General features: G+C 51.4%; 18 protein-coding genes and 2 pseudogenes. 9 read left to right on the forward strand and 11 right to left on the reverse strand.

The features are described from left to right. Positions 1–67: 67 nt before the first annotated feature. The gene (locus NWAT_RS07595) at positions 68–613 is read right to left on the reverse strand and encodes a DUF421 domain-containing protein (RefSeq protein WP_013220531.1); all 546 of its coding nucleotides are present in this window, start codon (positions 611–613) and stop codon (positions 68–70) included. A gap of 194 nt (positions 614–807) precedes the next feature. Further along, positions 808–2109 (reverse strand): DUF389 domain-containing protein, encoded by a 1302-nt coding sequence (locus tag NWAT_RS07600; RefSeq protein ID WP_013220532.1) that lies wholly within the window; start codon positions 2107–2109, stop codon positions 808–810. A 550-nt stretch (positions 2110–2659) separates the two neighbouring features. On the opposite strand from NWAT_RS07600, the gene NWAT_RS07605 reads away from it, so the two are divergent. Beyond that, positions 2660–3325 (forward strand): FAD-binding oxidoreductase, encoded by a 666-nt coding sequence (locus NWAT_RS07605; RefSeq protein ID WP_013220534.1) that lies wholly within the window; start codon positions 2660–2662, stop codon positions 3323–3325. 72 nt (positions 3326–3397) lie between these two features. Here NWAT_RS07605 and NWAT_RS07610 read toward each other — a convergent pair whose 3' ends face one another. Then, positions 3398–5041 carry a MutS-related protein gene (locus NWAT_RS07610; RefSeq protein WP_013220535.1) on the reverse strand — a complete coding sequence of 548 codons (1644 nt, stop codon included), beginning with the start codon at positions 5039–5041 and terminating at the stop codon, positions 3398–3400. Between the two features lie 33 nt (positions 5042–5074). Here NWAT_RS07610 and NWAT_RS07615 point away from each other — a divergent pair, with 33 nt between their 5' ends. Beyond that, entirely contained in the window at positions 5075–5884 is an 810-nt protein-coding gene (locus tag NWAT_RS07615; protein WP_013220536.1) for a hypothetical protein, read from the forward strand. 64 nt (positions 5885–5948) lie between these two features. Here the strand turns inward: NWAT_RS07615 and NWAT_RS07620 are convergent, their stop codons facing one another. Continuing rightward, a complete protein-coding gene (locus NWAT_RS07620; RefSeq protein ID WP_013220537.1) occupies positions 5949–9461 on the reverse strand; it encodes an FAD-dependent oxidoreductase in 3513 nt (1170 codons plus the stop codon). A gap of 604 nt (positions 9462–10065) precedes the next feature. On the opposite strand from NWAT_RS07620, the gene NWAT_RS07625 reads away from it, so the two are divergent. The 7 genes and pseudogenes from NWAT_RS07625 (at position 10066) to NWAT_RS07655 (ending at position 16025) form a co-directional block, all read left to right on the forward strand. Further along, complete coding sequence (locus NWAT_RS07625) at positions 10066–11013, forward strand: hypothetical protein (RefSeq protein ID WP_013220538.1); 948 nt, start codon at positions 10066–10068, stop codon at positions 11011–11013. Positions 11014–11101: 88 nt separating this feature from the next. Further along, the gene (locus NWAT_RS07630; RefSeq protein WP_013220539.1) at positions 11102–11293 is read left to right on the forward strand and encodes a type II toxin-antitoxin system HicB family antitoxin; all 192 of its coding nucleotides are present in this window, start codon (positions 11102–11104) and stop codon (positions 11291–11293) included. Beyond that, positions 11290–11475: a type II toxin-antitoxin system HicA family toxin gene (locus NWAT_RS07635; RefSeq protein ID WP_041350583.1), complete on the forward strand. Its 186-nt coding sequence runs from the start codon at positions 11290–11292 to the stop codon at positions 11473–11475. The genes NWAT_RS07630 and NWAT_RS07635 overlap by 4 nt, the downstream gene beginning before the upstream one ends. Before the next feature lie 480 nt (positions 11476–11955). Beyond that, a complete protein-coding gene (locus tag NWAT_RS07640; protein WP_013220540.1) occupies positions 11956–12666 on the forward strand; it encodes a hypothetical protein in 711 nt (236 codons plus the stop codon). 66 nt (positions 12667–12732) lie between these two features. Further along, entirely contained in the window at positions 12733–12975 is a 243-nt protein-coding gene (locus NWAT_RS07645) for a type II toxin-antitoxin system Phd/YefM family antitoxin (RefSeq protein WP_013220541.1), read from the forward strand. Then, positions 12972–13234 (forward strand): annotated as a pseudogene (locus tag NWAT_RS07650) (Txe/YoeB family addiction module toxin). The gene NWAT_RS07645 and the pseudogene NWAT_RS07650 overlap by 4 nt, the downstream one beginning before the upstream one ends. 439 nt (positions 13235–13673) lie before the next feature. Next, entirely contained in the window at positions 13674–16025 is a 2352-nt protein-coding gene (locus tag NWAT_RS07655; RefSeq protein ID WP_013220543.1) for an NADP-dependent malic enzyme, read from the forward strand. A gap of 53 nt (positions 16026–16078) precedes the next feature. Here NWAT_RS07655 and NWAT_RS17015 read toward each other — a convergent pair whose 3' ends face one another. From NWAT_RS17015 to NWAT_RS17755, 7 genes and pseudogenes are all read right to left on the reverse strand, one after another. After that, the gene (locus tag NWAT_RS17015; RefSeq protein WP_013220544.1) at positions 16079–16216 is read right to left on the reverse strand and encodes a hypothetical protein; all 138 of its coding nucleotides are present in this window, start codon (positions 16214–16216) and stop codon (positions 16079–16081) included. Between the two features lie 165 nt (positions 16217–16381). Then, the gene (locus NWAT_RS07660) at positions 16382–16960 is read right to left on the reverse strand and encodes a hypothetical protein (RefSeq protein ID WP_013220545.1); all 579 of its coding nucleotides are present in this window, start codon (positions 16958–16960) and stop codon (positions 16382–16384) included. Next, complete coding sequence (locus tag NWAT_RS07665; protein WP_013220546.1) at positions 16957–17676, reverse strand: PDDEXK-like family protein; 720 nt, start codon at positions 17674–17676, stop codon at positions 16957–16959. The genes NWAT_RS07660 and NWAT_RS07665 overlap by 4 nt, the downstream gene beginning before the upstream one ends. A 500-nt stretch (positions 17677–18176) precedes the next feature. Further along, the gene (locus NWAT_RS07670) at positions 18177–19307 is read right to left on the reverse strand and encodes an ISAs1 family transposase (protein ID WP_013220547.1); all 1131 of its coding nucleotides are present in this window, start codon (positions 19305–19307) and stop codon (positions 18177–18179) included. Positions 19308–19722: 415 nt separating this feature from the next. Further along, the gene (locus tag NWAT_RS07675) at positions 19723–21192 is read right to left on the reverse strand and encodes an L-lactate permease (RefSeq protein ID WP_013220548.1); all 1470 of its coding nucleotides are present in this window, start codon (positions 21190–21192) and stop codon (positions 19723–19725) included. Positions 21193–21663: 471 nt separating this feature from the next. After that, positions 21664–22206 carry a DUF488 domain-containing protein gene (locus NWAT_RS07680; protein WP_013220549.1) on the reverse strand — a complete coding sequence of 181 codons (543 nt, stop codon included), beginning with the start codon at positions 22204–22206 and terminating at the stop codon, positions 21664–21666. Between the two features lie 8 nt (positions 22207–22214). Further along, positions 22215–22352: pseudogene (locus tag NWAT_RS17755) on the reverse strand (DUF2945 domain-containing protein); the annotation flags it as partial. Positions 22353–22398 lie beyond the last annotated feature (46 nt).

A 22398-nucleotide genomic window follows, 5' to 3' on the forward strand; every position in this document is an offset into this window, starting at 1 on the left:
ACATCCTCTTTTTTTCGTAAACTACAACAATTCTTAACTGCTGACATCAGCATATAAGTTCTATCCGCTAATATTGAGAGATAACTTCATGGTCTTCAGGACGATAATTATGCACATTTCTAAGTGCCGATTCGGATTCTGGAATCGTTTCACTTACCACGGTATTGAAACTTCCATCCGCCTCTAGGATAACTGCTTCTACATCCTTAACCGATGAATGGCCCCACTGACGAAGCGCTAACAAGACATCCGCCTCTGTTACCCGTTCCCTGCGCATTGCCTCCTGCAGAAATTGTCCCTGATACAGTAACAACGTGGGTTTCGGCTTAACTAAATACTCTATTTTTTTAGATTTAACGCACATAGAGGAAATAAAATATTGTGCTCCTATCAGTACCATAAGGGCCGTTATTCCTTCCATGAAAGGCGTGCTTTTTGATAAAGCAATATTAGCTAGCACAGAGCCAACGGCAATAGTCACCACAAAATCAAAGGCGGTCATTTTAGCCAGCGTTCTTTTACCGGAAAGTTGGAGCAAAAAAATCAAAGCCATGTAGGCAACCAACGTGGCTATTAGAACCCGCCCTATTCCAGACCAATCATCAAAAAACATAATCCATTCTCCCACTCACATTTTGAGTAAATTTTACAAATGAGTAAACTTTACAAACCCACTTAATTAAAGGCTAAAAACGTTTGTAAAGGCATTTGCATTAACTATAGTTCTTATCCTTTAAATTAATACTAAATTTTTAAGAAAAATGAGTGCTGTTAAAAAATTTTTAGCACAACCCTTTACGGTGAATTTTAACTTCCCTCAGGTGGTTTAAGGACTGTCACCGAAACAAGCGGCGTGACATTGAAACCAACCTTCAGAAGATGCTGCTGGATCTGATGGGTAAGGTACCGCTTAAGCTTAGTTTCATCAGCGTCCGAGAGGGTGATTTTTTTGATGGGTTGAACATAGACGAGGGCAAGGAGTGAATTTTGTCCAGGAATATTAGTCCGGGTAAAACGAGCATTCGCCTCGATCAGGTGAACTACCTTGCTTGCTTCCACCGCTGTTCGAATTTCCGCAACGGCACGCTGGGCACGGGTACTACGCTGGAGTTCTGGGGAGGAGCTGAATTGCCACCACAGAAGTCCCGCAAGGACCACGGCTGAACCGGTGAGAAGAACGGGAAAAGCCCACCTTTGTCCCTTCAAAAATCGCGGTCCTTTCGCTGACAGCCCATAAAGGCGAAAGACCACGGCACCCGCAAAATTGATCCCCATTAGCTGGAGTAGAAGGACGAAAACCGCTCCTTTAGCCATTGCCCATTCTCCGAGCACCAAAGTCATTCCTAACAGGCCCGTCGGTGGAGCAAGAGAGGCCGCTACGAGCATACCCACAGCAGCGCCTGAAACCAGGCTATCACGTTCACTCTGGACAAGATTAATGGCCCCGGCAGCCCCAGCCGATAGGGGAAGAAGCGCGCTTACTACCGAAATTTCACTGACGTCCACCATCAAACTTGTCGCTGCGCTCAACCGGAAGATCCAGGTGAGAAGCGCCGCGACCCCGGCAGTCACTATCAGCCCGAGGATATAACGACCAAGGCTGCGCCGGATTAGATGAAAATGGCCAGTCGCTGTGCCAATGGCCGCATTCATGGCAGGTCCCGCGAAAGGGGCTATCAGCATCGCCGCAACCAGAAGATAGATGGTATTAGTAATAAGGCCGATCCAAACTACAATACCGCCTGCTACCGCATAGCTGATGAACCCCCGCAGTGAGCCGATGCTCTGAAGTCCGGACAGATAGACCTCAAAAGGGCTTCGCTCGCTCACATCTACAGTCTGCTCCGGCACCTGGTCCGCCGGAGGACGAAGGGGAAGAATACCGCGTGGCTCAAAGGTGAAATGGGCTTCTGAGTCGATATCCTGCACCGCCTGGAGAAACGACCCCACCTGCCGGTTTGGGAGATGGGCCAAAATCAGCGCTTTCTTTTCCCCTTCCCGCCAACCGCTCAAGGGGAGATGCCACACATTCATAGCGGCAAACGCTTGAGCCTCTTCGATAACCTTCACCGCCTTCTCTTCGACTACCTCAATATACAGTTGACGCATGCCAGTCCTCCTCTTTATTAAATGGACTTCTTCCTACGCTAAAAATATATAGAACATTGGAATTGAACATGGGTGTTTAATGGCCCCCCAGAGAGAGTGCAAAGTGAAACGGCGCATCGAGCGCGAGGGCTAAGTTGCTTGCGTTTTGCCATGAATTCGCGGTATGTTTTTCTCGTTGGCAAGAGCGCGACCTACCGGCGGGGGGCCGGGAAGTGATGTGCGTGACGGGTGATACCCAACGGAGGGCCTTGCGCGCTAAGTCATGGGCCAGCCCGAGGCACCCGTTGAAGCGCGAATTCTCCAGACGGATAAAATTTTGTAGGCACAAAACTTTATCCGTCATGGCGAAACTCCAAGGACTGTTTATTGTTAGTAGTTATACATAGTTAATGCTGCCCTGGAGCAAGGTATCTTCTTTAAATTCGAGACTTACCAGAGAAGAGCACCTGCAACGCGGCATATTTCTCATAAACCTGGGCCTGAGAGGCTTCTTGGCCTATATTTGATAGGGATCAACAATTATGTCGATATATAACAGGGGGTATTATCCATGACTTATACTGTGACTTTGTTAATGACGGAGTTTGTTACGCATGATGTCAAGCGCTTTATCGTGAGCCGGCCACCCGGATTTGACTACCAACCTGGCCAAGGTGTTGAATTGGCCATTAATCAACCCGAGTGGAAAGATCAGGGGCGACCCTTTACCCCCACCTCCCTCGGGGAAGATAAAGTGCTGGAATTCACTATCAAGGGATATCCTGACCACAATGGTGTAACTGAAAAACTGCACACTTTATTGCCAGGGGAAGAACTGCTCATGTCGGACCCCTTCGGCACCATTACCTATCAGGGAACGGGGGTTTTTATCGCCGGCGGGGCCGGAATTACGCCCTTTATGGCAATCATTCGCCAACTCTCCTGCCAAGACCAACTCGCCAACCACACCTTGATCTTTTCCAATAAAACGCCAGCAGATGTCATCTGCGAAAAGGAATTCCGTCATTATTTTGATGAAAAATGTATTTTGACCTGTACCGAAACCAGCGCGCCAGGTTACGAGGACCGGTTTATCACCAAAGAGTTTTTGCAGGAAAAAGTCTCTGATTTTAATCAACAATTTTATACTTGTGGCCCACCCCAGTTTACAAAAGATATCAATAATACATTGCTTGAACTCGGTGCTAACCCTAATGCGCTGGTGTTTGAAAAATAAATACCGGCTTTACAATCCATAGAAAGGTAGGCGCTAGTAACCACCTAATGACTAGCGCCATACTTCTTTTATCTACCCACTCATAAAGCCCTTTTCTTTTAAATACCTTTCTATATCTTCCTTCCCAAATCCTATTTTTCTGGCGACCCGATCCGCATGGCTGACTTTTGAGATTCCTTCAATAATTTTGTAAGTGGGTCCTTCTTCTATAAACTGCACTTGAAAATATTGGCCTATTTTATTGTCTTTAAATCGCTCCGCTAGCTCATGGTTATGAGTTACCAAAAGCGTATTATTTCCTATTCGATAAAACCCGTTGAGTACATGGAAAGAGGTTTCCAATTTTTCTGCATGAGTCGTCCCTTCCGATAATTCATCTAAAATTATCAAGCTCTCTGGGGTCGTCATTAAAAACATATCCTTGGTTCGCTTAAGCTCTTTTCCAAACCGCCCTTCTATATCTTCCAGGGAGCTGATTTCAGGGACTTGATAAAAAATCCGATCAGCAACGGAAATTTCAGCATCTTCCGCGGGCACATAACAACCTATTTGAGAGAGTAATTGAATTTGGGCAATTGTTTTGCAAAAGGCGGTCTTACCACCACTATTGGGGCCACTAATAAAGGTGAGCTTTTGGCCATCCAGGTCAATATCATTGGGAACGTAATGAGGATTATCCTTACCCAGGACAGGATTTCTTGCCTCCCTGAGTATCAAGGTATGATTTTTGGCTGCAATCACTCGCGGCAGTAGCGTAGGGCTACCAAACGATTTCCCGTAATGATGAAAAGCAAGCAACTCATCCAACTTTCCTAACGCTTCTAAGGTAGTATGTACTTCCGCCGATGCTCGGTAGCGTTTCTGCAAAGGATAGATGCAACTATCGCGATCAAATGTCCCCACCAAAGGCATATAAAATATAATGGCTGGCAAGAGAAACAGTATCAATATGGGCGAGGCGGAAAAGGAGATACCCAATACCATAGGCCCATACATGAATAGCGCCACCAGACCCAGTATTACGGCCAATATAAAAAGCGGTTTAAACAAAGTTGGCCTGAATTTTACCGCGGGAATAAACCATTTTTTCTCTTCTTTCGTCTTGATTCCACGCTCTGTTACATAAACGGGTCCTTGCATCAAAGAATAAATGTTGGTGGCACCGAACTCCTTGAGGTCATCAACTAAAATTCTGAGATAATCGCTCTCTGGCGCAGGCAAAGCCCTTGCATCCTTGACCAATTCGAGCATACATCCGGTTCCCTTTTCATAAGTAGCATAGCCATATCCCTCAATTTCAGTATCCCCCCTCGAACTGCCAAAAAATCCGGTAAATTTACTAAAAAGCAAACGGTAAAATGACTTTTCCCGTTTCGCGGCTTTTTTTGCCAAGGATTCTATTTTTTCCCGCAGGCTAGCATTCGATGCCAGCTCCCGTAATGCTTCCTGTTTGGCTTTGATGATTTTTATAGAGGATAAAGGCTGGGCCAAAGAGCGATAAAGCACGGCCTGGCCGATCACTGTATGGGCAGTGTTTATCACATCGAAAAGCCTATCCGCTTCTATCACCTGGAAGGTGGATTCATCCATCACCCCTTCGCCAACGCGCGATGGCTGGGCTAAACGGGGCGATGGCGCAGCCTCACTTCCTTGCAAGATAGGCGGGTATATTCCATGTATCATTTCTCTTAGGTATTCTTTTAAGGAACTACTCATCAATCACTCCAAACGGTAATCTAGGAAAGCACTATGTTCAATGATGTTGATGGCTGTCAATGCTCCGATCCGAAAACATCGTACGCCTCGATGGCAAAGGCAGGGGCTCCCAGTCGAATGTGGGCTGCTGGAGTCCGTTTAACGCTTCTGTTAGGACTACTCTTTACCCTGCTCGCCTGTGCCACCTATGGGGAGCGGGTAGCTCCCGTCCCTTTTCCCGAAGCTCAATCCGACCATGTGGATGTTGACGGCGCCAAAGTGGTGGCCCGGGCCTTCACCAGCAACAAGGAAGCCAACCAAGCCTTTGGCTTCGATATCCGCGGTGCGGGACTATTTCCTATCCGCTTTGTCATCGACAACCAAACCCCGCTAACGGCCAGGGTAAGAGCGGACCAGACCTTCCTCATTGACGATCAAGGCCAGGCGTGGCCCTTATTAACGGCCGAACAGGCTTATCAGCGCGTCCACAGTCATGTGGAATTGGGGGAAACGGCAAAAGGGGCTGGCAAGCCGGCCATGCTTCTCGGCGCCGCAGGCGCCTTGGCCGGCATGGCGGTGGGAATCGTCACCGGCCAGAACATCGGTGAAATTACCGCCAAGGGCGCGGCCGCGGGCGCCGCTGCAGGCGCGCTCTATGGCGGCACTAAGCGCCATGGCGAGCTTGAGCAGCAGATTCGTCAGGATTTACTGCAAGAATCCCTGCGCAACGAGCGCATTCGCCCTGGCGAGCTGGCCTACGGCTATCTCTTCTTTCCCGGCAAGAAAGAAGCCAATTCCGCCAAAGCGCTACGCCTTGGCCTCAACCTGGGGGAGAAAAGCCATATCATCACGGTGACCTTCTAAACTACCGGGTAAGGTTAAGGCAGTAGGCCGCCTTAGCCCTGCTAGTAGCGCTGCGCCCTGTTTGCTACTTGCCTCCCATCTGGGTGTTTTCTTGAGAAAGAATATAATCCAGCCATTGGGCGGCCAGCCGGTCCGGGAGACGGTTCTGGATCTGACGAGCCACCAGATTATCAATATCTATCCACGATAAGGGTTGCTCTTGCTCGGCACAGGAAAAGACCGCGCGGGTGCGCTTGCCCGTTTCCGGGTCAATTTGCCATTGCAAGCATTGGGCGCAAACGCCCTTTAGCATGCATTGCATCGGGCTCCCTACCATGCCAATGGCTTTGAGATCGGGGCGGAACACTTCTTTCAGACTCTCTCTCAAAGCCTCTTGGAAGCCCCGCAATAGGCCCGTGGAACCCATCACCAGAAACCGATTCACCGCTGCCAGGGAAAGATGACCATCACCCTCATGCGTTTCTAACTCGCCAGCGCCGTAACGCTGTAGCAGCGCCACCATGTCTGTTTCCACCACGCTCAGATCCTGGGGCCGGCGGGGAGTAATTTTAGGCTCCCGGGCGGTACACCAGATGATCTGATCGGCCGCCATTTCAAGTTCACCCTGATGATCGAGTTCAGAGGCCGCGCCAAAGGCGGCCACATAGAGGACCCGGTTACCCGCCGCCCGCAGGGCGGGACCAATATCCAACATCACCGCCGCTCCCCAGCGGCCCGCAACCACTAGCACTGTCTCTCCCTGGGGAATATCGGTAGGCGCGCCCGTTGGTCCCATGAGCACCAGGGGATCACCGGGCTGCAAGCGCCCTACTAGCCGGGGTCCAACACCCCATTGCAACACCATTAAGCGAATCTGATCATCCTTCACCCCCGTGCCGCTAACGGTCAGCAACGGTATTTGCAAGCGGGTGCCCGCCACCTCGGGGCTAGTGGCCTCAAAGCTTTGCAGGCGGAAGAATTGGCCAGGGCGAAAATTGCGAGCGGCAAGGGGCGCCCGCACCCAGACCTCTGTTACCGCCGGATTACTGGTATTGACGTGGCTTACTCGGGGCGTGAGCAAATCGGCCATCCGTTCCTGAAAGACGCTATAGTTGTCCTTGTTCGCGGGTGGACGCAGCGCCAGCGCAGCCATGACTTGAGGATAGCTACGCTTGCTTGAGGCGATCGCCTTGACCACACTACCTTGAAATACTGGATGGGTATCGCCGACAAAAGTGACCATCCGCTGATCCTGCTGATAAGAAGTAAAGGGACCAAATTCCTCTGCTTTACAGTGCTCAGCCACCTGCACCGGCTGCAAACCCTCGGCGTGCTCCACATGGGGCAGAAAATGATCGGCTTCTAATTCGAGACTGCCGGAATGCTCATGCTCATAAATGGTATTGGGCTTGGTACCGGCGGCAATAAACACGGCGCGGGCAGGCAAAGTGATTTCCTCCCGAGTTCCCAGCCAACGGCCCTCCTCCTGTTTCATGCGCCGGCACACCAGCGCCGCCACATGATCATACTTATCCAGCTCCGCCCGCAAGGGTTCCACGCCCTCGGCGTAATACAGCCCCTCTTCCATGGCTTGGATCACTTCCTCATGGTTGCGCTGATAAGCGGGCGAGGCATTGAGTCCTTTGCGGTAAGCTAAGGTAACACCGCCCCAGGCATGCAGGAGCGGGATGAAATTCGGCGCTTCCCCCGCCTGGGCGGCTCGCTGGCGCTCGGCCCTGACCAAACGGCCATGGACCAGGAATTCCTCTAGAATTGCCTCATCTTCCTCACCCAGGCCCACCCGTACCTGTTCCTCGCCCCGAGCTGCCACCAGCTTCTCATGGCGCATGAGGATCTTCTCCACCTGCTTAATATAATAGGCTTGCACCTCCGTCGCCGTATCAATGGCCGTTAAACCGCCGCCAATCACCACCGCGGGCAGCCGGACTTGCAAATTGGCTAGGCTATTTTCCTTACCAGCGCCGGTGAGCTGCAACGCCATCAAGAAATCACTCGCCTGGCGCATCCCCCGAGCCAAGCTATTGCCCATGGGAATGACTCGCGGCAGCCCAGCGCCAGTGGCGATACAAGCATGATCAAACCCCAGTTCCCAAGCATCCTCCAGGGTCAGGGTTCCCCCCAGGCGCACCCCCCCAAAAGCCTGGAACAGGGGACGCCGAAGCAAGCTGAGATAGATGAGTTTCAAAAAATTCTTATCCCAGCGCACGGTGATGCCATACTCGGCAACCCCGCCAAACCCCAGCAAAATACGTTCATCCAAGGATTCCCTGAGGGTAGACCAGTCCCGAATAGGCTGCTTCAAAAGCGCTTCGGGCAAAGGTTCCATCTTGAGCCCATCAATACCCACTACAGCGCATCCTTCCATAGTCAAATGGTGGGCCATGGTAAAACCCGCGGGCCCCATTCCCACCACCAATACTTTATGGCCGTTGTAAGGTTGGGGCAAGAACTGCCGCTGGCGCAGGGGATTCCAACGGGTGAGCAGATCGTAGATCTCCACCCCCCAGGGTAAATCCAAAACATCCGTCAGCACTCGGGTTTCGATTTGGGGGATATCGACCGGGTCCTGTTTCTGATAGATACAGGACTTCATGCAATCATTACAGATCCGGTGTCCCGTGGCCGGCACCATGGGGTTATCCACCATGGTAGCGGCCAAAGCAGCGATGGTGCGCCCCTCCCGCTTCAAGGTATGCATCTCAGAGATCTTTTCCTCAACCGGGCAACCGGTCAGAATGACCCCTAGCGGATCGGTCTTAAACCCTAATTCAGGTTGATCCTTCTTTTCCGGAAAACCCTTGGAGCAGAAATCCCCATCGTGCTCATGGCAATAGATACAATAGTGGACCTCTCCCTGCACCGCCCGCGCCGACATGCGTGGATCGGTGAGCTTAAACCCATCGCGGCGTCGAAAGGTAGCCGGATCGGCCTGAAGCCGATGAAGGGAATCCCCTTCCTGGTGCTCCAAAGGAACAAGGCGAGCATGGTCCACTTTTCGTGGCAAATGAAAACTGGTCCAACCGGCTACCGCCTGCCGTCCCTCCGGATCAGCCAACGCCAAAGCACACCATTGGGTTAAAGTCTCGATAGACTCCCCATGAATCCCCTGGTCCTGCAACAAACCCTGCGCCCATTGGGCAACCGCTCCCTCCCGATCAAACTCCGCCAACCCCGCTTTCTGAAGCTGCCCGCTCAACCACCGATCCAGGGCAGGGAAAGGCTGCTCGATAGATTTCCGGTAGCGGCGCCCCCGGCGCAGCACCCATTCCTTTTTAAAAGCCATCACCGGATCATGGCTCAAGGCGGCATTGCGGCTAACGGCTAATGACTCTTCAATACCAAAAAAATCCCCTAAAAAATCCTCCAGATGGGGAGCCAAGGCCAAAAGCAATGTGCTTTCCGCCACTGGCGGCAAGGGCTCCGGGGCCTGGCGATAATGGGTAAGGCGCTGATAAAGCTCAGAATCCTCGCGCTTTAACACATCCAAAAACCGTTTGTCCAGAACTTCCAATCCAGCGACGTGAAACAATTCGGAGAAGGCAGTACCTTCCAGGATCGGTGCATTGTCTGCTGCCATTCTTCCTCTCATCCTAGCAAAAAACGATAAAAAAATTACTTCGTCCAAACACGCTTGGTTACTCAATAATTACTTTAAAACGACTAGTTTACCCTGCTGAGATATAAAATACCCACCATGATTATAAACCTGCGGGAAAGGATATAATTACAGGATAAGGATTAATTAGGCTTACACCAATACCAAACTAAACAGCAACAGGGAGAAATTCAGACAGCAAAGATCTCCGTTCGATAATTCTAGTGCGAAAGCGCTACCGTCCCATAAATTTTCATGGGAACTGGAGTTGCAATGGAACGCCTCTGAGCAGTGATAGAAGATTACGATGCGCAAACAGATTGAGCGGTAGCAGGCGGATCACTGATTAAAGGCTACGGTCGATGCGGCTGCTGAACTTGCTCCAGATCAGCAACAATAGGCCATATGGCTACCCAAATCTGCGCCAGCGCGCTTTATAGATGCTGGCAATGGTTTTAGCCACCAAGTGGAAGTGGTTGGTCAGAAAGACGTAGTACTTGCCGATTTAGAGATGCCTGTTCCATGCGATTAAGGTTTTGAAATACTCATGCGTATTTATGTTAGGGTTTGTGAAAGGAGCCAAGGAGTGACGGCAAACGCAAAAGACACAAAAGCAATGAGCACCCATCTAAGGCAGTGGCAAAAAATGAGTGAGCGGATTCAAAAACACGTAGAGTCTATTCTCAAACGGCAGGAGGAGCTAGAAAAAACCGTCCAGCCGCTTTTGGAATCGCGGGCGGCTCTTCAGAAATCCCTCGAACCTATTCTTGCTGACCAGGAGAAGTGGCGTAAAGTTATTGCATCATCCGAGCTTCCACAGTACGCGCTGCCTGCTGATTTATGGGCAATTGCGGAGCAGGCCGAAAAACTCAGAAAATCCCTCGAAGGAATTATTAGTCCTGCCTTTGAAGAGATTCAGCGAAGCTTTAAAGAACACCCACCCAAAACACAGACAGCCCTAATACTCCTCGCGACGCACGGATGGTACTTCGATCCAGAGATGCCTATCCCCTCTCTCTGGAAACTGGGGAATGCCTTAGAAAAAGGGAGTGTGCAAGAGGTAGAGGAAGCCCTTACGCAATATTTTGAAGATCGCTTGGATAAGATAGAAGCGTCGATTACAGGAAGATTCCCAACCCGCGAAAAGGTGATTAAAGCAGCTTTCTCGGCCCATAGGCGGTGTGAATACGAACTCTCGATACCGGTTTTTCTGTCGCAGACCGATGGGATATGCAAGGAAGTTGTCAACAAGTACTTCTTTATGAAGCAGAACGGAAAGCCATGTACAGCGATCTATGTTGAACAGATCATCGCCCCAGACACCTTTCGAGCAGCACTTCTAAGCCCGCTAGCGCGTAGTCTACCAATCGGTGCATCAGAGAAAGAACGGGGCGCTGATTTCAACGAATTGAATCGGCATATGGTGCTTCATGGGGAATCACTGGACTACGGTACAAAAACAAAGAGTCTAAAAGCAATCTCCCTAATCAATTACGTATCACATGTACTCAAATCCGATAATAACGAACCCTAAGAGGGGCTCGCTACGTCAGCGCATCCGCGCCCCTTATATAAAATGTTAGTCTCTGTTTCCCTCGCTACAGTCGATGAGTGGTGTTTAAATGATGAGAAAGAAGTACATTTATTGGAAAGATGATGATATGTGGCTCGGATATCTTGAAGAATTTCCGGACCACTGGACACAAGGTGAAACAGAGGAAGAATTAAAGGAACATTTAATCGATATCTACAAGGAATTGACAAGCGGCAATATTCCTAACGTTCGCAGGATCGCTGAGATTGAGATATCGTGAAAAGGCGGGATCTGATCAAGAAACTTGAAGAAATGGGTTGCGTCTTTATTCGCCATGGCGGAAAGCATGATTGGCATCAAAATCCCAAGACAAAAATATCTCAACCTGTCCCAAGACATCGTGAGATCAAGGATCGCCTTGCTCAGCACATTATCAAGATGCTGAGTAATAACAATGCCTAACGTCGCCCCTCAGTGGCCGCGAGCGGTCCGACTGCAAGGGCCTTGTTAGGCATCAAAGGAGGAAGACATGGGAAATATCCTCGAATTAATAAAAGAGATATCGCCACCGATAGAGCGTTGAGTTATACGCGCATTTTTTCTTGGCGGAATGACCGGCGCCATCCCCTGTGCCTTTACCTGTTCGATAATGACCCCGCTATCTTATCCCCAATCGGGCAGCAAATATTCTGCACTTATTCCCGCCATAAGCTCGATAGCCTATGTGCACTCTGCTATGACACTTTGTGTAACAATAACTCGGACAGGCAAACCATGCGCCCTTGCGCCCAGGTAGATGGGGCTCCAGCAGTGTCTAAACTTCATCCGAGATATCGTGGCGGCGATGGGCAGAATTCATGGCTTAGTCCTTTCAGAAAGTCAACTCAATGCGCCTATTCATATCACAATTTATCTCGTGACAACACTACCTAGATACAAACTATGACGAGCCAACACAAGACATTATCTGCAAAGGTTGGGCGAACAGTAACTAGTACGCCAGCTGAACATGTTTTAAACCTCTTAAAATCCGGATTAGCTACTACTCCCTTTTGCGGGGGTATTGCTTCGTTAATGTCTGACTACATACCCTCCGCTAAGCAGAGACGATTAGAAGAATTCACTATTAAGCTTGCAGAAGACTTAAGCGAATTACAGGATCGAGTAAAGGAAAGTCAGATATTAACGGATGAGTTTGCATTTCTTTTCGAAAAAAGTTTTAGAGGAGCAGCTGAAAATTATCAGACTGAAAAACTGGAGGCATTCAGAGCTATTCTTGTAAACGCCGCTTTAGGTATAGATTTATCGGAAGAGGAGAAGGAGTATTTTCTAAATTTAGTTAACACTCTTTCCGCACTACATATCCGAATTCTCCGGTTCATGGCAGAGCCAAAATCCTATTTGGAAGCAAACAAAATTCCACCAAAAGATATTCGAGGGGGATTCACACAGTTCTTTCCGGTCGCTGTCCCAGGTATTGAGCTCGAAGTTATAAAATCTGCTTTTAGTGATCTTTATCAATACGACCTTATAAACACCGATAAAATTATTTTTTCTACTATGACTTCCGGGCAAGGACTAGATTTGCTCGGTGATCGAATATCGAATTTAGGCCGAAGATTTATAAATTTTTGCACAAAGCCAAAGCTATAACGCTGCGCTCAGCACATTGACGTAACGTACGTAATAAACGTACGCTTAGTGGTTTGGAGGTAATTTATGACTACACTCAATGTAACAGAGGCCCGTTCAAAGCTTTACGCACTAATCGACGAGACTTCTACGAGCCATCAACCTATTGTTATTACTGAGAAAAGTGGGAGCGCGGTTCTATTGGCTGAAGAAGATTGGAACGCTATCAATGAGACCCTACACCTGCTATCTGTGCCTGGTATGCGTGAATCTATCCGGGAAGGAATGGAAACAAAGCTGGAGGAATGTGACCAAGAGCTAGATTGGTGAGGAGGACTCTTTACTACACTAAGCAATCTCAAAAAGATGCGCGTAAGTTGACTTCATCCGGCCTCAAAGATAAAGCAAAAGAGTTGCTGAATATCATCCAAAAGAATCCATACCAGAATTCACCACCCTACGAGAAGCTAATAGGTGATTTATCTGGAGCTTATTCCCGCAGAATTAACTTCAGTACCGGCTTGTGTATCAAGTTTTGGACGAAAAAAAGGTTATCGAAATTTTACGACTTCGGACTCACTATGAGTAAGGGCTATCATAAATCAAAGCGCTCGGCCCTGGTAAAGACTTCATTTTATTGTTCCAAAAGAGGCGCCAACTTTTCACCAAGCTGGTATTTGAAGCGTTAGACGAGTAATGAATCCATAAGCGTCTAACCTACGATACAGCGAACCAGCTCCGCGTGTCACGCCGTAACGGGGCTCCAATGGATATAAGTTTTTGGGTGCGCCGGTTCAAGGTTATTAAGAATGATCCTGAACGCTAGCAGGGTACGCCAAGCATGGCACTTTAATTGTGTGAAAGTCCCGATCACCAGATGTTCACAGTGCCGAAGGTTAACCTTGTACTCAGGTGGCATAAGAATACCTATTCCAACCCTATTCAGATTAAAGTAGAAGTAACTAGCTCTAACCGGCTATGCTTTAGAAAAGCATCTAAATCACTCCTAACCTGCGGAGGAGGTATTCATGATTTTCCGCGACGAAGCACTGGAATACCACCGGCGGGGCCGGGCGGGCAAGCTAGAAGTCATCCCCAGCAAGCCTTGCCTCACCCAGCATGACCTGGCTTTGGCCTATTCCCCCGGGGTAGCCGAGCCTTGCCGGGAAATTCACCGCTCTCCCGATGATGTCTATCTTTATACTGGTAAAGGCAATTTGGTAGCCGTCGTCACCAATGGCACCGCAATACTTGGTTTGGGGTCTCTGGGACCCCTGGCCAGCAAGCCAGTAATGGAAGGCAAAGGGGTGTTATTCAAGCGCTTTGCCGATATCGATGTGTTTGACATCGAGCTCAATGCCCCCACCGCCGAAGAGGTCATTCAAGCCTGTCAGTTACTTGAACCCACTTTCGGCGGCATCAATCTAGAAGATATTGCCGCTCCCGACTGCTTCCATATCGAAGAACGGTTAAGAGAGACTCTGACTATCCCGGTCTTCCACGATGATCAACACGGCACCGCCATTATCTCGGGCGCGGCTCTGCTCAATGCCTGCGAACTGGCAGGTAAAAGATTAGAAGACATCAAGTTGGTCATGAATGGCGCCGGCGCGGCCAGTATTGCCTGCGCCAAATTTTATCTTACCCTGGGCGTGGACCCGGATAACTTGCTCCTCTGCGATAGCAAGGGGGTGCTCTATGAGGGACGCGAGGATCTGATGCCAGGCCGCCCCCGCTATAACGAATACAAAGCCCAATTTATTCGACCTACCCGGCTCCGTACCTTGCCAGAAGCCCTGACGGGAGCAGATGCCTTCTGCGGATTGTCCGTGGCCAATGTGGTCACACCCGCCATGGTGCGCTCCATGAATGATAATCCCATTATCTTTGCCTTGGCCAATCCCGATCCGGAAATCACCTACCCCGATGCTCTGGCCGCCCGCCCCGATGTGATTATGGCTACCGGCCGCAGCGACTACCCGAATCAAGTCAACAATGTGCTTGGTTTTCCTTTCATTTTCCGGGGTGCGCTGGATGTCCGGGCCCGGGCCATCAACGAAGCCATGAAAATCGCCGCGGCCCAGGCCCTAGCCGCCCTGGCCAAGGAAGGGGTGCCAGAAAGCGTCTGCCGCGCTTACGGCATGGAAAAAATCGAATTTGGCCGGGAATACCTCATTCCCAAGCCCTTTGATCCCCAGGTGTTACTGGAGGTCACCACCGCGGTGGCAAAAGCGGCTGGCGAGTCAGGGGTGGCCCGCACCCCTATCAGTGATTTTAAAGTCTACCGGGAACAATTGGAACGCCGTCTGGGACGCTCCAAAGAGGTCATGCGGCAGGTCATCAACAAAGCCAAGCGCCGCTCTCAACTGTCTACTCAACACATTGAATCTAAAACCTCTCCCATGGAAAAACCGGCTTCCCCCGGCCCTCTCCGGATTGCTTTTCCAGAGGGAGATGATAAGCGCATCATGCGTGCCGCTGCCCGGATTGTTAAAGAAGGTATCGGCAAGCCAGTACTATTCGGCAAATCTGACGAGATCCAAGCCTTGGCAAAGCAACTCTCCGTTAACTTGGAGGGAATCGATCTACTCGACTCCCAGACCCATCCCCAGCGGGAGGATTTGGCCCAGCAGTTCTTTGCCATGCGAGCCCGCAAGGGCGTGACCTTAGCCGAAGCCCGGCGCTATATGCTACGCCGCCATTACTATGCCCCCATGCTATTACTGCGAGGGGAAGTGGAAGCGGTGGTCTGTGGCGAAACCTACCATTACCCTGACTCCATCCGCCCTGCCCTGCAAATTCTCCCCCTGGCTAAAGGAATTTCCCATGCCTCTGGACTCTACATGCTCTTGTTCAAAAACCGGCTTATTTTTTGCGCCGATACCACCGTCAATATTACCCCCGATGCGGAAACCCTCGCCGAAATTGCCCTGTCGGCGGCGGACACAGCGCACCGCTTCGACATTGAACCACGAGTTGCCCTGCTCTCCTTTTCCAATTTCGGTTCGGTAAAACATTCCCTGGTGGATTTAGTTCAAGCAGCGGTAAAAATTCTCCATCGCCGCCGCCCGGATTTGGTGGTGGATGGGGAAATGCAGGCCGACACCGCCACTAATGAAGACATTCTCTCTTCCACCTACCCTTTCAGTCGACTTAAGGAGGACGCTAACGTATTGATATTTCCTGATCTGACCTCAGGGAATATCGCCTATAAGCTGCTAGTAGAACTAGGTGGCGCTGAGGCTATCGGGCCTATCCTAACGGGATTATCAAAACCCTACCATGTATTGCAGCGGGATGCCTCCGTGGACGCTATCGTAAACATTGCTGCTATTGCCGCGGTGCAGGCCCAGGAAATCGAGCTTTCCCAGCAAGCCTGATACTTGATAAGCCATCCTCTAGGCGCTGACCACCATCATCACCGGCGTAAAATCTAGAAACGTATCCCCGCCTGATGGCGCATCTCCCAGATTTTACGCTTATTCACCACGCGTTCCTTGGCGCTGTCGTTGATCATGTCATAAATCGCCTGGGTAGGACTTTGAACCTCAAGAGTCGTATCTGGCGCCATTCGATAGCAATTCCGATGTTTGAAGAGGCTTATAGTGCTTTTTCGTCCAATTGAGGTTCAAAGACCGTGGACATCCAAGCTTTGCTGAGCCAATGGCGGGATTGGTGGTGAAGCTTTAAGAAGTAGAGGGCTTTTGATAATCACTAAGCTGCGGGGAGATCAGTGTCATGGACTAGATGCGCGGAGAGTCTGGCTCACAATAGGAGCGAATAATTCCCATGCTTGCTCAAATTCCTTGTCAAGCTGCGCTCTATAGGCATCCAAGTCTTTCCAAAATTCCTCATCACTAGGCGGGATGGATTTAAAGGCTGGCCACCAACGCTCAGAGCCAAAGCCATAACCTTGAGCACAATGTTGGCAGCTTTCCTGGAGTCTATCGTGGAGTATCCTGCTCCCTTGCAGGTTGGGATCAATCCGAACGCCGACATAAGGTGAACCGGTAGGAGACAGAAGATCCACGGAGGGCTTATACCATTCCAAACCAATGCTTACCCGGGGCAAAGTCCCTTCAGATTCACCCCATTCCGGTAGAAACCGCAAAATCCTTGGCCAAGAGTCGTTAAAATTCCGGTAAATCTTCCAGGAATCCGGGGCTGAATTTTGTTGATCTTTGGCAAAATATCCAAGCGTTTGAAGGAATTCATTGATAACTTTCCGAGCTTCCGACTCAATCTCGGCCCACTGGCGAATCAGCTTATGGTGGCGGAGAAAAAATTGGATGCGTTCATCTTCGATTCGTTTCATAATACCTCTTTTTGAAGAGTGGCTAAGTAGCTACGCGCGGAAACTCTGCCTGGAGCGTCCGGATTACCTTGTGGACTGCTTTCTAGAGCTGCCATTAGCAATCGCTGTATTTGGCGGTAACTTATGGGTCTAAAATGCGCCTGAACACAAGCGGGCGCTGATGAGGGCGTCCTACCATTGGAGGTCAAGAAGATAAACCAGGCATTTTCACGCCCGAATGCTTCGAACAGACGCTGGCATTGGTTATCCCCTTCCGGGGCATCTATCTTGTTCTCTATGATGATTAAACCGCTAGCGGTCGAAATGACGATATCCGCCCTCGCTTCCACACGGGCCACTTCGGTCTCAATAGAGAGGATATCCTCAGGTGCCAATTTAGTTATGAGCGGGGAGAGCTTCGCTGCTTGAAGAAATCCCCGGAGAAATTTAATCCCAAGCCCATGAGGCGATAGGGGATCGAGCAACCAGCGTAAAATAGCCGAATGATAAAGCTCTCTCCGGGCCTTGCCGATGACAGAAAGGATGTCTGCAGGCCCTCTCACCCACCGCCCCAAGTTGATAAGCCTCTTCTGCTCATCTTTTAGCTCAGAAAGGTGCGTTTCCCACTGAATCACTCTGGCATGAATGCGTTTATGGCGAGCCGCTTTATGCAGATCAAGCACATGGGACCATTCATCCTGGAGTGCTTCAAAAGTTTTTTCATCAAGGGGGCTCATTGGGTAAAGAAAAAAATTAAGCGTGCAGTGAATGTTTTCTCTTTTTCGGCGTCAAACGGAATTCCTTCAGAATTTCTTTATTCAGCGCGGAATTCTTTCAACTGGGACCAGCGAGCACATTTGAACAGAAACCTATGGTTTTGAATTCCCAAGAAGCGCAGGGATAACGCAATGAAATTGGTTTAAAGAAGTTGGCGCATGTAATCGTTGTCCCAGGCTGCTTTTCTGCATCTGCCACCGCCAGCACCGTATGCAATCGCGGCCAGTCGTTCAACGTCTCCAATAAGGCGGTCTGCGGGCTGGCAAACACCCGCCCGCGCACTAGTCGTCTATGGCTCCCCAGGCATCAAACACGGGTTTGACGGTGGCGCCTCGCCCAAAGCAGTGCTGTTCAAAATAACTCTACACGGCCGCATAATCATGGCCATGATTAGCCTTGAGCACGAGCATATTATCGTCAACGGCATCTACGATTTTTCGAGCACACGGCGCACCCAGGGCTAACGCATGAAATTGGCTTGGAGAAGTTGGCGCATGTAGTCGTTGTCCCAGGCTGCCTTTTTGCGTTTGCCACGCAGACTGGTTTTGGTGGAGCGGTCTTGACCCACCAGGTTAATGGCGATCTTGCGCAGCAGGGCGAAGTTGCGCACCGCTGTGGGATCGCGAACGCGGCTGTGGTCCTCTCGGAAGGTGACATCCAGCACCCAATGCACGTTATTCTCAATCGACCAATGCCGACGGATGGTCTGAGCCAGCACCTGTGGGTCACCGATGAAGCTAGACAGAAAGTAGCGAACCTCAGTTTGTACTTTGCCACTGCCGTTAACCCCTCGGATTGCCTCAACCGCCAGCACGGTATGCAACGCTGGCCAGTCGCTTAGGGTCTTCAACGAGGCGGCTTGAGGGTCAGCAAACACGCGCCGGCGCACCAGTTGGCCATGGCTCTCATCAAAGGCATCGAAAACGGGTTTAGCTGTGGCACCTCGCCCAAAACAATGTTGTTCGAAATGCTTCTGCACGGCCGCATAGTCATGGCCATGGTTGGCCTTGAGTACCCATAGATAGTCCGCCTGGCGATCGACAATCCGCTGGGCAATGTCCTTCTGGCAGCCCATGGCATCCATCGTCACCAGGGTATTCTCTAGCGCCAGACTCTCCAGCAGTTCGGGAATGGCAGCGGTCTCGTTGGACTTTTCATCTACACAACGCTGACCAAGCACTACCCCCTGCTCGCTGGCCCAGGCACTTACCAGGTGCAGCGGGGACTGTTCCCGGCCCCGGTCGAAGGATCGGCGCACCGTCTTACCGTCGATGGCGACCACCTCCCGCTCGCCGGGCGTGGCAACGGTACCGACCCAGGCCGTCAAGCAGGCCTCAAAGGCCTGCGGGTCGATCAGCATAAACACCCGACGAAACGTATCGTGAGAAGGAATGCCATTGGGGAGGGCGAGAAACTGACGTAGCCAGGACAATTTGCTGCGCCCATACAGCGCAATGTCCTCCCAACTCTCGGCGCAGGCGATCACAGCACAGATCGCAAGGACTAGAATATCAATCAGTCGGTGCTCGATCTTCCCTGCGCAGCGCGGGTCCTCAAGATCAGAAAATTGCTCGATCAGTTGCTCGATCATGGTGAGACCTCTTCACAGAAAAGTAAAAAGGCAGCTTACCTCAGCGGCGATTAGGCTTCAGATCACGACTCTGTAATTTCATGCGTTAACCCTGGCGGCGCACCAAAGTCAGCAGATAAATTAGGCATATAATACCTTAACGATCCGTAGCTATCTGGCGTATACCCTGAGAGGTACGCCGATCCCCTGTGCTTCATGGGTTATTCTAGCTCACCAGGCGGGCTTCGGGCTAATATGAGTTGAGTATAATGGCCACCACTCGAACCGAGTTAACCCAGGAGAAAGCCGCCATTGAGGGGCAATTTAAATAATGGCAGGGGTCCTTGTGAACGAGGGCAAAATCCACAAGCTGTTGCAACCCTTGCCCATCGGCGAGACCGGGGTAGTAAAGTACCGGTCAATAACTCATTGGCCATCACATCAGCCCCATCGACAGAGCCGAGAGCACCACTAATATCAAACCATTGAGCGCCAAGACGATCGGCCAGACGTGGGATCGGGAGACGACCGCCTCGTCCGCCGTAACACCCGTCACAAATATCGTCTGTTGGGGTGGCGGTGCATCTTGTGCAATACGACAGGCCATCATTACGCGTGGTACTGCGGCCATAGTCGCCAACGACGCCGCAACGTTCTGAAACGCCACCAACGTCAGCACCGGGTAGCCAATCGCCTGCGCCGCTTGCGCCTGGCTAGCGGCAAACATGGCACTTGCCCCGGTGTTCGAGCCGGTCAGAAAGCCGCCGAGCGCGCCAATCCAGGGCGCAAGGGCCGGATAGGCGGGTCCTAGTCGTGCGCCAGCCTGGGCCAACACCGTGCTCATCCCGGTGCTGCTCAACAACGTGCCTAACGCTAGGAACAGCACCGTGGCCAGGGCGATCGGCCACCAGCCACCAAGCGTCTGGCGCAGCGCTCTCGGCTGGGCGTGCATGGATTGGCCAAGCAGTACGGGTGTCAACGCAGCGGTTACCAGCAACCAAGTCGCGGGACTGTGCAGCACCCTCAACCAGGCGGGTGCCTTGCCAGGCCACAGGGCTATCCATGCCGAGGTCACGAGCAGTCCCGCAATCAGCATCGCGTAAGGTACCAGATCGCGGCGAACCGACGGTGGGATGACCAGCGACTGCCGCTCACGCAAACGCACCCGAATCAATAAGGCGCTGATACTGGCCAAACTACCCAATACCCCGGCCAGCGGCGTTCCGAGAACGACGTTGACGCCCCAGACCGCAGCCCAGAGTACGCCAGCGGTCAGTACCACATCAGGCCAGGCGGCCGCGGCACGCCGCCCGCCGACACCCAGCATCAGAGCCCCCGCACCCATCAATATAAAGACTGGCCCCGACAGCAGCGCGGAGACAATGCCCAATGCCTGAAAATCAACACCAGTCAAGCGGGCCGCGACCAGCGTACCGGGTCCCAATGAGCCCCACGGGACGATGATCAGTCCCAACAGCCCGAGTATGGCGGCGTGAACCCGAGAGAAGCCGAATTGGATCAGCAGCGGAATACCGACCACAACGCCGATCCCGAAACCCGTCATCGACTCCGCGAATGGCACCACGCCGAGTACGACCAGCAAGACCGCCCGAGCCGGATCGCGACACATACCCGTCAGCCAACCGGCCAGGCGTTGCTGCGCACCGGTCGCCGTCAATATCTGGCTCAGCCAAAGGCCACCGAACAAGATGGCTGCAACCTCGACAAACAGCGACGCCATCGCAGCCTGGGCGGATAAGATTGGGCCGATCTCGGCGGCAAACACTCCCATCGCTACACCCACGCCACAGGCCAGCGCGGTCGCGGCCGTCCCGATCGGTCCGACGCGGAACACGAGCATCCCAAGCGCGATCCCGATGGGCAACGCAGCCCAGACCGCCATCATGGCAGGCCCGCGCGATCAACCGCGCCTGGTCGCCCGAACCAAAATGCGCTATGTGCTCTCATGTTCACTCTGAAATCGAATAATTAATAGTGCGTAGCGGGTTAGTCAAAGCCGGGATAGTCGGGCGCAACGACATGATAGCCGTCATTCAACGGAGCGGACATAGAACACCTCAACAACACTAAAGTCACAAGTTTATCGCATTATACCGTTGGTTCGATATAACGCGATATCGCAGCAATTTCCGATAGCTTCGACGACTAAAACCGTTATGTGGTCCACGAGCGACTTAGCGTACGATGTTTCCCGTTTCGTGAACCGATCCCTATACGTATTGAGAGGCATTAAGAGTTTTCCCGGTCTGACTTATATATGTTCATTGATCTACGGTCAGATGGTGCTGATTCTAGAGCAACCGGAGGACAAGCAACGGTGGTGACAGCATCTAATTTCTGTGATCGCGGTTCCTATTTAACCCTCGATATTTCCCGCTGGGTAGGTCACCCTCCCATTTTTATGAACGCACGCGCCTGCGGTCAGCTTCGCCGGTTCAGCCCTATCCCTGCCCATTAAATGAATAACGCTCTCACCACGGGCAATGAGATGATCCGCGACAATCCGCCGATGGCAACGCCACCATACGGCTTCCGAGCACATCATCACGCATCGTCGTGCATGCCCCAGCGCGATTAGCTGATCCAGGCCAGTGCGGAATGAGACACTGAGAGCATAATCGGCATAATTGTGAAAGCTTCGGTTTTCCCAGAAGTTATTAACAGTCGGCTCTACAGACTTGGCCTTGCCACGCAATCCACCCAGCTCGGCGATGTGTTCGTAGCCAATTTGAAAGGCGGTCAGCGTATTTGGCAGTATATCCTTATTGTATTGCGGATTAGTTCTCGATTTTGGCACCGAGCGGATGTCGGCCACAACCGTCACCTGGGCTGCTCCCAGCAGATCGAGAAAGGCATCGAGCGTCCGCGCGGAATGGCCGATCGTGTAGAATGGAAGCACCCTCTCATCTATTTGCGTGCCGACTTCGTAAGCGCACTGCCTTTATGTGCTGCGATATGATCAGTCTTATCGCTTTTAATTTCATATTGCGGCTCGTCGACGGAAGCGCGATGCGTGTGGCCCTTGTAGTCAAAGTCGCTGGTATGGACCTTCTGGGCAGTAGATGTTGGTGCTCACGGTGATAATGATACG

This window comes from Nitrosococcus watsonii C-113 (genome assembly GCF_000143085.1).
GTDB classification, from domain to species: domain Bacteria; phylum Pseudomonadota; class Gammaproteobacteria; order Nitrosococcales; family Nitrosococcaceae; genus Nitrosococcus; species Nitrosococcus watsonii.

What these genes read in the sequence shown, in the direction of transcription:
- NWAT_RS07595 (WP_013220531.1), bottom strand. Translation starts at nt 613, where the DNA reads ATGTTTTTTGATGATTGGTCTGGAATAGGGCGGGTTCTAATAGCCACG.
- NWAT_RS07600 (WP_013220532.1), bottom strand. Translation starts at nt 2,109, where the DNA reads ATGCGTCAACTGTATATTGAGGTAGTCGAAGAGAAGGCGGTGAAGGTT.
- NWAT_RS07605 (WP_013220534.1), top strand. Translation starts at nt 2,660, where the DNA reads ATGACTTATACTGTGACTTTGTTAATGACGGAGTTTGTTACGCATGAT.
- NWAT_RS07610 (WP_013220535.1), bottom strand. Translation starts at nt 5,041, where the DNA reads ATGAGTAGTTCCTTAAAAGAATACCTAAGAGAAATGATACATGGAATA.
- NWAT_RS07615 (WP_013220536.1), top strand. Translation starts at nt 5,075, where the DNA reads ATGTTCAATGATGTTGATGGCTGTCAATGCTCCGATCCGAAAACATCG.
- NWAT_RS07620 (WP_013220537.1), bottom strand. Translation starts at nt 9,461, where the DNA reads ATGGCAGCAGACAATGCACCGATCCTGGAAGGTACTGCCTTCTCCGAA.
- NWAT_RS07630 (WP_013220539.1), top strand. Translation starts at nt 11,102, where the DNA reads ATGATGAGAAAGAAGTACATTTATTGGAAAGATGATGATATGTGGCTC.
- NWAT_RS07640 (WP_013220540.1), top strand. Translation starts at nt 11,956, where the DNA reads ATGACGAGCCAACACAAGACATTATCTGCAAAGGTTGGGCGAACAGTA.
- NWAT_RS07645 (WP_013220541.1), top strand. Translation starts at nt 12,733, where the DNA reads ATGACTACACTCAATGTAACAGAGGCCCGTTCAAAGCTTTACGCACTA.
- NWAT_RS07655 (WP_013220543.1), top strand. Translation starts at nt 13,674, where the DNA reads ATGATTTTCCGCGACGAAGCACTGGAATACCACCGGCGGGGCCGGGCG.
- NWAT_RS17015 (WP_013220544.1), bottom strand. Translation starts at nt 16,216, where the DNA reads ATGGCGCCAGATACGACTCTTGAGGTTCAAAGTCCTACCCAGGCGATT.
- NWAT_RS07660 (WP_013220545.1), bottom strand. Translation starts at nt 16,960, where the DNA reads ATGAAACGAATCGAAGATGAACGCATCCAATTTTTTCTCCGCCACCAT.
- NWAT_RS07665 (WP_013220546.1), bottom strand. Translation starts at nt 17,676, where the DNA reads ATGAGCCCCCTTGATGAAAAAACTTTTGAAGCACTCCAGGATGAATGG.
- NWAT_RS07670 (WP_013220547.1), bottom strand. Translation starts at nt 19,307, where the DNA reads ATGATCGAGCAACTGATCGAGCAATTTTCTGATCTTGAGGACCCGCGC.
- NWAT_RS07675 (WP_013220548.1), bottom strand. Translation starts at nt 21,192, where the DNA reads ATGATGGCGGTCTGGGCTGCGTTGCCCATCGGGATCGCGCTTGGGATG.